Raw genomic sequence first — 7,529 nt, forward strand, 5'->3', positions numbered from 1 at the left:
AGGATCGTCGACATGACAGAGGCCACCGAGTTCGTTCGCGTCCAGCATCCTTCGCCCGCCACTGCGCAGGCTCGGAAGGAGATTCTGGATGCACCGGGCTTCGGGAGGTACTTCACCGACCACATGGTGTCGATCGACTACACGGCAGGTAAGGGCTGGCACGATGCCCGCATAGAGCCGTACGGCCCGCTCACACTCGATCCGGCAGCGATGGTTCTGCACTACGGGCAGGCGATCTTCGAGGGCCTCAAGGCCTATCGGCAGGCAGACGGCGCGATCTCGTCCTTCCGTATCGAGGCGAATGCGGAGCGCTTCGCGACCTCCGCACGTCGGCTCGCGATGCCCGAACTCCCGAGCGAGACGTTCGTACAGTCGATCGTCGAATTGCTCGACATCGATCACGACTGGGTTCCGGAGGCCGGTGGCGAGGACGCCCTCTATCTGCGACCTTTCATGTTCGCGACGGAAGCGGGGCTGGGGGTTCGACCGGCGGACTCGTACCGCTACCAGTTGATCGCCTCGCCGGCGGGTGCGTACTTCCCCCGTGGCGTCCATCCGGTGAGCGTCTGGCTGTCCACCGAGTACGTGCGCGCCGCTCCTGGCGGCACCGGCGCCGCGAAGTTCGCCGGCAACTACGCTGCTTCGCTGCTCGCCCAGGCTCAGGCGGCCGAGCAGGGCTGTGACCAGGTGGTGTGGCTGGACGCCATCGAGCGGTCGTACGTCGAGGAGATGGGTGGAATGAACCTCTTCTTCGTGTTCGGTGCCGGTTCCGATGCGCGGCTGGTCACCCCCGCTCTTTCCGGTTCGTTGCTACCCGGGATCACCCGGAACTCGCTTCTCAGCCTGGCCGCCGACGCAGGGTTCGCGGTCGAGGAGCGGAAGATCAGTACCGAAGAGTTGCGCGAGAAGAGCGAATCCGGCGAGATCACCGAGGTTTTCGCGTGCGGTACCGCCGCGGTGATCACCCCCGTCGGTCGGGTCAAGTCGGAGTCCGGCGAGTTCACGATCGCCGACGGCGAACCCGGCGAGGTGACGATGGCGCTACGGGACACGTTGACCGGAATTCAGCGCGGCACCTTCGCGGACATCCACGGCTGGATGACCAAGCTGCGCTAGGTCGCGGTTGCGCTGACCGTGACGGCGAGGGCGGTCACGGTCAGCTCGAGGGTTGCCCCCAGGACGTCTCCGTTCAGGCCGCCGAACCTGCGTGCACAGTGCCTGACGAACAGCACGGTGGCTCCGAGAACCACCGCAGTGGCGACCGGCCCGAACCACGGTGGCGATCCGAACGACGTCGAGGCGGCCACTGCGACTGCGGTCCATGCACCGATCGCCACCGGGCCCTGTGTCCCGGCGACGAGCGCACCGAATCCTCGGTCGTTTGCCGCCGAAATGCCTTGCCGACAAGCGATCACGACGGCCACCCGTCCGGTGAACACGACGATAACCAGAGTGCCCCACCTGTCGGCAGAAGCGAGCTCCGCGAACGCCAAGGCCTGGGCGCCCAAGCAGACGACCAAGGCCGCGACACCGAACGGTCCTGCGCCGCCGGTGTACATCACTTCTCGGGCCCGCTCGGGCGGGCCGTAACAACCGAGCCCGTCGAAGGTGTCCGACAGCCCGTCGATGTGCATGCCGCGGGTGACCAGGGCGTGGGCTCCCACGGTGACGATGCCGGCCAACGCGGGCGTGAGCCCGGCAAGGGTCAGTACCCAGAGCAGTCCTGTGACACCTATTCCCAGGGCGAGACCTGTCAGCGGCGTCGCTGCGATCGCCCGGGCGGCGGACTTTCGGTCGACTGTTGCCGGACCACCGACCGGAAGCACCGTGAGCCACGAGAACGCGAGCCGGACGGATTCTCCCGAGTTGATCAACGTGTCATCCGACGTCGTCGGTCGAAACGCCGGCTTCGGCGAACGTGGCCATGTTGGCGAGTGTTGCAATGGCGGACTGCAGAATCGGGAGGGCAGTGACGGCACCCGAGCCCTCGCCCAGCCGCATGTCGAACTCGAGGAGCGGTTCCAGTTGGAGGTGCTTCAAAGCGATGGAGTGTGCCGGTTCGGTGGAGCGGTGGCCCGCGAGCCACCATTCACGGGCGCCGTGTGCGAGCTCCTCGGCGACGACGGCGGCAGCGGTGACGACCACGCCGTCGAGGACGACAGGTGTGCGCCGAACCGATGCCTGCGCGAGAAAGCCTGCCATCGCGGCGATGTCGGCTCCCGAGGCCGTCGCGAGAAGCGTGACGGTGTCACGGACGTGCGGGCGGGCGCGGCGCATCGCGTCGCGGATGGCGGCCGTTTTTCGGATCCACCCGGCGTCGTCGATGCCCGTTCCTCGGCCGACGGCGGCTACAGGTTCCGTTTCGGTGATGGCGGCGATCAGAACGGTGGCAGGTGTGGTGTTGCCAATGCCCATGTCACCGGCGATGAGAAGGTCTGCACCGGAGTCGATTTCGTCGTCGGCGATGGCCCTTCCGGCAGCGATGGCGCTGAGCGTCTCTTCCTGGCTCAGCGCGTCCTCGACGTTGATGGAGCCCGACGAACGGCACACCTTGTATGCCGAGGTCTTTTCGTCGGTATCAGCGGCGACGGCCATGTCGACCACTCGAACCCCGGCCCCGGCAACGGCAGCGAGGGCGTTGACGGCAGCGCCTCCGTCCCGAATGTTCGCGACCATCTGCGCGGTGACTTCGGTGGGGTACGCCGACACGCCGTGCTGTGCGATCCCGTGGTCTCCTGCGAACACGACGACACGGGGACGCGTGAGTTCACGTGGCGGGCACACTCCCTGGCAGGCAGCTACCCAGCACGACAATGCCTCGAGACGGCCAAGCGAGCTCGCAGGCTTGGTCAGAATCGACTGCCGAGAACGCGCCTGCTCGAAGACCTCCCGATCCGGCAGGGGTACGGCGTCGAATCGATCGTCCGGGGTCACTCTCGCTGCCTTCCGTAGGTTTCGAACATCTTCAGGGCTCGAACGTCTCTCATGGTCGGCTGTCCTTCAAGACCAAGGGGAGTCCGGCCACCACGAGTACGACCCGATCGCACTCGTTGGCCAGCCGGGCGTTGAGGGCACCGATCTCGTCGCGAAACAGTCTTCCCGATCGTGATTCCGGCACCACGGCCAGTCCGACTTCGGGGCTTACTATCACGAGATCTCGTGGGTAGGTTCGAACGCGATCCACCAGAGAATCGACGTCGACGGCGATGGTTCCGCGGGGGCGATCCCAGGCGTGTGCGCTGTCGATGGTGTCGGTGAGCCAGGTGCCGAGATCGTCCACGAGTGTGACGGGCCAGTCGGTACGGCCGAGTTCGTCCACCAGGCCGCTGCGGTGAGCGGTCTCGACGACGGTCCAGTGAATTGGCCGTCGTCGACGATGCCCGTCGATGCGCTCTTCCCAGTCGGAATCGTCCGGGTGGCGACGGGCGGTGGCGAGATACCGAACGGCGACGGAATCCGGTACGCCGCCTGCGAGGGACTCGGCGTGTGCGGATTTTCCGGACCGGGCGCCACCGAGGACGAGGGTGCGAACTCCGTGGTCGGCGCGTTCCGTATCGGGCACGGTGTCAGACGTTACCAAGGGCACGCACTGTCGAGCTTCCAGCCGTGGCAGTTTTTCGATGAACATCGACAGTTCTGCCACTTACGGCAGGAATGCGACAGGCGCAGCATTACTGCCATGATCGAATTTCTGGTACTCGTAATCGTCATGATCGCCGTCGACCGCACCGTCCGATGGGCTGGGCGCCGAACGGGTGGGGATCGGCTGCCACGCAGCTGGGCCCATCTGCACGGCGTCGACACGTATCGCGACGATGCATTCAGACCGGCAGACCCGATGATCGACTTCGCAGGTGATCGCGAAGGGCGAATCGCCGCCGCAGTACTACTCGAGTACCACGGCTCGCCGCACGCATGACAGATCAGATGGCGTCGCCGGGGCCGACTCGCGGCTTCGGTGCTCGCAGTTTCCGAATCTGGGACGCACGTACGAACGCGTACCAGCCGAGCTTGAAACCGCCGTCCGGCGTGTCGGGGAACCGTGCTCGAACCCGGTTGTTGACCAGGCGGCCCAGGTAGACGCCTTCGCCCGCCATGAAGACCATCATGACGAGCATGGCGAGGGTGATGACCGCCTGAAGCTCCGGGCTGACGAACATCGCCATGATCAGAACCAGCGCGAGCGGCATGAAGAGCCCGACCAGATTGCGACGGGCGTCGATGATGTCGCGGACATAGGCGCGCACCGGTCCCTTGTCGCGGGGGAGCAGGTACTTGTCGTCGCCGGCGAGCATGCGGGCGCGACGTTCCTGGGCGTTGGCCCGACGCTCCGACGCCGCCAACTTGCGGTCTTCCTTGCTGCCCTTGTTCGCCTTTCGACGGGCTCGTGCCTCTTTCGCCGTCATCGGGGCGGGCGCGACGGGCCCACGGCGCTTGCCTTCGGCGTCGCGTCGTTTCGGGGTCGGACGCCCCTTGCCGACACGCTCGGATGTCGACGGTTCCTCGATCGCGGACGACTCGGTGACCTCGACGTCTCGCTTGTCCGGTTTGTCCGAATCGCCTCGGCGTAGCAGTTTCACACTCCCAGGTTATGGGATGGACCGTTGGTGAGGGAAACCGGCACCGATGGATCGGGCCGTCGAGAATGCCGTGTGGGCTGCGCAGCCGTACACTTTCGCGATGCGCGTGCTGATCGCCCCCGACTCGTTCGGTGACACCTTGAGCGCCACCGCCGCCGCTGCATCCATTGCTGACGGGTGGGCGGCAGCGCGCCCGGGCGACGAACTGATCCTGGCACCGTTCTCGGACGGGGGACCGGGATTCGTGGACGTGGTGGCAGTGACCGGTGGAGAACGGCGTCAACTCGACGTCGACGGCCCACTCGATTCACAGGTCACCGCGCACTGGCTCCTCGATGCCGGTCCGCGCGTGGCATATGTCGAGTCGGCCCAGGCGTGCGGATTGCACCTCCTCGGTGGACCGCCGACGCCGTCGACAGCGCTCGCGGCCCACAGCAAGGGAGTAGGCCAACTCGTCGACGCGGCCGTATCCGAGGGCGTGGACCAAGTGGTGGTCGGTCTTGGCGGTAGTTCCTGCACCGACGGCGGCAGGGGATTCCTCCAGGTATTCGGTGGGCTCGTGAATGCCCGTACCCGTCTTTCCGGCGTCGAACTCGTAGCCGCCACGGACGTCGAGAACCCGTTGACCGGTCCCGCAGGCGCCGCCCGTGTGTTCGGGCCGCAGAAGGGTGCTGATCCGGAAACCGTGCTCCTACTGGAACGCCGCAACCAGGAATGGGCCCGGGAACTGCACGCGACGCTGGGGTACCCCGTCGACGAACTGCCGGGAGCCGGTGCGGCCGGCGGACTCGGGGCGGCGCTGCTTGCAGTCGGTGCGACGCGGGTGTCCGGCGCCGACACCGTCGCGGAACGTACATCGCAGGACGGCACCCTCGCCACGGTAGATCTGGTCGTCACCGGGGAAGGACGACTGGACAGTCAGTCGCTGGCCGGAAAAGTCGTCGCTGCGGTCGCCCGACGCGCCCGCGCAATCGAGGTGCCGACCATCGCTCTCGCCGGGCAGGTGCAACTCGACACCGAAGCCCTCGCACAGGCGGGAATCGTCGACACCGGATCGCTCGTCGACACGGCCGGATCCGTCGAGATCGCCATGTCCGATGCCGCGGCGCAGCTGCGTCGGTTGGCGGAGTCGGTTGCCGCGGCGTACGGCCGTTCCCGATGACTCACTGCGGCACGTGACAGGACTTGTGAGTCCGATACGATGGGGTTATTGCTTTGCGTTGCCGGACGCACTATCGGTACGCCGGGAATAAGATCGGCGCGGAGTACCGTTGAAGCGTTCACGGGTCGACGAACTACAGGGAGAGCCCATGACTGTGCAGAACGAGACCGCCGTCCACGGCGTCAAGATGACCGAGGCAGCGTCCTCGAAGGCGAAGGCACTGCTCGACCAGGAAGGTCGTGACGACCTCGCGTTGCGTATCGCCGTGCAGCCGGGCGGCTGTGCCGGCCTGCGCTACCAGCTTTTCTTCGACGACCGTAGCCTCGATGGCGACCTGGTCGTCGACTTCGGCGGTGTCAGCCTCGCAGTGGACCGCATGAGCGCTCCGTACGTGAAGGGCGCCTCCATCGACTTCGTCGACACGATCGAGAAGCAGGGATTCACGATCGACAACCCCCAGGCCACCGGTTCGTGCGCCTGCGGTGATTCGTTCAACTGAATCCGTTCGTTCGATCGAGCCGAAGCTCGAGGCCCCTGGTGGTCGCGAGCTTCGGCTTTTTCGTGTATCGGCGCCGCTTTCGGGATTCGTCGGCGCATCCTGCGGGCGGGGTACGGTGATATTTCTCTGCACTCCTCGCTGAAAGGCATCCACCCGTGACCATTGCGGTATCCGGTTCCATTGCGACCGACCACCTGATGCGATTTCCCGGTCGCTTCGCCGAGCAATTGCTCGCCGACCAGCTCAGCCACATTTCGCTGAGCTTTCTCGTCGACGATCTCGTCGTGCGTCGCGGCGGCGTCGGCGGCAACATCGCGTACGCCATGGGAGTCCTCGGGGGGTCGCCGGTTCTGGTCGGAGCGGTCGGCGCCGATTTCGCCGAGTACCGTCAGTGGCTCGAATCCAACGGTGTCGATTGCGGTGGTGTTCGCACGTCGACCAGTGCTCATACGGCGCGTTTCGTCTGCACGACCGACGAAGACATGGCGCAGATCGCGTCGTTCTACCCGGGCGCGATGAGTGAAGCTCGCGACATCACGCTGGCAGACGTGGCCAGTGCAACCAGTGCCCCCGAACTGGTACTGATCGGTGCAAACGACCCCGAAGCCATGATCCGGCACACCGACGAATGCCGTAGGTCGAACATCCCGTTCGCGGCCGATCCTTCACAGCAGTTGGCGCGCCTGGACGGCGAGCAGGCCAAGATGCTCATCGACGGCGCGGAGTACCTCTTCACGAACGAGTACGAGTGGGGCCTGCTCCAGCAGAAGACGGGATTCACCGAGGAGGAGATCCGCGGGCGGGTGAAGGTTCGCATCACCACGCTCGGCGCCAACGGTGTCGAGATCGTCGACACCAACGGTGAGGTCACCAAAGTCGGTGTGGTGCCGGAGAACGGAAAGGTGGATCCGACCGGCGTCGGTGACGGCTTCCGTGCAGGCTTCCTGCTCGCGCATCGCGCCGGACTCGGATTCGAACGGTCCGCCCAGCTCGGTTCACTCGTCGCGGTTCTGGTGCTCGAGACCGTCGGAACCCAGGAATGGACGTTCGATCGGGACGAAGCGCTCAAGCGTCTCGGCGACGCCTACGGTGCCGCAGCCTCCGAAGAGATCGCTGCAGTCCTGCCGTAAGCGGCACCGCCTGTGAGTGGTGGGGGGGGGGGGGGGGGCGGGGGCCCGGCCCCCCCGCCCCCCCCGCCCCCCGCGGCGCGGGGGGGGAGAAAAGGCACCCAGCGCCGGGACACCAAACAAGAAAGCACCCACACACAAGGAAAGACGGGGGAAAAGAG

General features: G+C 66.1%; 9 protein-coding genes. 5 read left to right on the forward strand and 4 right to left on the reverse strand.

Annotated features, from left to right (window positions below):
* Positions 1–12: 12 nt before the first annotated feature.
* Positions 13–1,116, forward strand: a complete 1,104-nt coding sequence (locus tag ACFWO3_RS20770; RefSeq protein ID WP_378581303.1) for a branched-chain amino acid aminotransferase — start codon at positions 13–15, stop codon at positions 1,114–1,116.
* Here ACFWO3_RS20770 and ACFWO3_RS20775 read toward each other — a convergent pair.
* Genes ACFWO3_RS20775 through ACFWO3_RS20785 form a run of 3 tightly spaced genes read right to left on the reverse strand, consistent with a single transcriptional unit; the run spans position 1,113 to position 3,580 of the window.
* Positions 1,113–1,874, reverse strand: a complete 762-nt coding sequence (locus ACFWO3_RS20775; protein WP_378581305.1) for an adenosylcobinamide-GDP ribazoletransferase — start codon at positions 1,872–1,874, stop codon at positions 1,113–1,115. The genes ACFWO3_RS20770 and ACFWO3_RS20775 overlap by 4 nt on opposite strands.
* A gap of 4 nt (positions 1,875–1,878) precedes the next feature.
* Positions 1,879–2,934: a nicotinate-nucleotide--dimethylbenzimidazole phosphoribosyltransferase gene (gene cobT, locus ACFWO3_RS20780; RefSeq protein WP_378581307.1), complete on the reverse strand. Its 1,056-nt coding sequence runs from the start codon at positions 2,932–2,934 to the stop codon at positions 1,879–1,881.
* A 49-nt stretch (positions 2,935–2,983) separates the two neighbouring features.
* A complete protein-coding gene (locus ACFWO3_RS20785) occupies positions 2,984–3,580 on the reverse strand; it encodes a bifunctional adenosylcobinamide kinase/adenosylcobinamide-phosphate guanylyltransferase (RefSeq protein ID WP_378581309.1) in 597 nt (198 codons plus the stop codon).
* 99 nt (positions 3,581–3,679) lie between these two features.
* Between ACFWO3_RS20785 and ACFWO3_RS20790 the strand changes: the two genes are divergently transcribed.
* Positions 3,680–3,919 (forward strand): hypothetical protein, encoded by a 240-nt coding sequence (locus tag ACFWO3_RS20790; RefSeq protein WP_378581311.1) that lies wholly within the window; start codon positions 3,680–3,682, stop codon positions 3,917–3,919.
* A gap of 4 nt (positions 3,920–3,923) precedes the next feature.
* On the opposite strand, the gene ACFWO3_RS20795 is transcribed toward ACFWO3_RS20790, so the two are convergent.
* The gene (locus tag ACFWO3_RS20795) at positions 3,924–4,580 is read right to left on the reverse strand and encodes a DUF3043 domain-containing protein (RefSeq protein ID WP_378581313.1); all 657 of its coding nucleotides are present in this window, start codon (positions 4,578–4,580) and stop codon (positions 3,924–3,926) included.
* A 100-nt stretch (positions 4,581–4,680) separates the two neighbouring features.
* On the opposite strand from ACFWO3_RS20795, the gene ACFWO3_RS20800 reads away from it, so the two are divergent.
* The 3 genes from ACFWO3_RS20800 to ACFWO3_RS20810 all read left to right on the forward strand — a co-directional run bounded on the left by ACFWO3_RS20800 (position 4,681) and on the right by ACFWO3_RS20810 (position 7,371).
* Complete coding sequence (locus ACFWO3_RS20800) at positions 4,681–5,742, forward strand: glycerate kinase (RefSeq protein WP_378581333.1); 1,062 nt, start codon at positions 4,681–4,683, stop codon at positions 5,740–5,742.
* Positions 5,743–5,890: 148 nt separating this feature from the next.
* The gene (locus ACFWO3_RS20805; RefSeq protein ID WP_378581315.1) at positions 5,891–6,241 is read left to right on the forward strand and encodes a HesB/IscA family protein; all 351 of its coding nucleotides are present in this window, start codon (positions 5,891–5,893) and stop codon (positions 6,239–6,241) included.
* A gap of 155 nt (positions 6,242–6,396) precedes the next feature.
* Positions 6,397–7,371, forward strand: a complete 975-nt coding sequence (locus tag ACFWO3_RS20810; RefSeq protein ID WP_378581317.1) for a carbohydrate kinase family protein — start codon at positions 6,397–6,399, stop codon at positions 7,369–7,371.
* Positions 7,372–7,529: the final 158 nt, after the last annotated feature.

It is taken from the genome of Rhodococcus sp. NPDC058521 (genome assembly GCF_042719695.1).
Classification (GTDB): Bacteria; Actinomycetota; Actinomycetes; order Mycobacteriales; family Mycobacteriaceae; genus Rhodococcus_F.

What these genes read in the sequence shown, in the direction of transcription:
- ACFWO3_RS20800 (WP_378581333.1), top strand. Translation starts at nt 4,681, where the DNA reads ATGCGCGTGCTGATCGCCCCCGACTCGTTCGGTGACACCTTGAGCGCC.
- ACFWO3_RS20770 (WP_378581303.1), top strand. Translation starts at nt 13, where the DNA reads ATGACAGAGGCCACCGAGTTCGTTCGCGTCCAGCATCCTTCGCCCGCC.
- ACFWO3_RS20790 (WP_378581311.1), top strand. Translation starts at nt 3,680, where the DNA reads ATGATCGAATTTCTGGTACTCGTAATCGTCATGATCGCCGTCGACCGC.
- ACFWO3_RS20805 (WP_378581315.1), top strand. Translation starts at nt 5,891, where the DNA reads ATGACTGTGCAGAACGAGACCGCCGTCCACGGCGTCAAGATGACCGAG.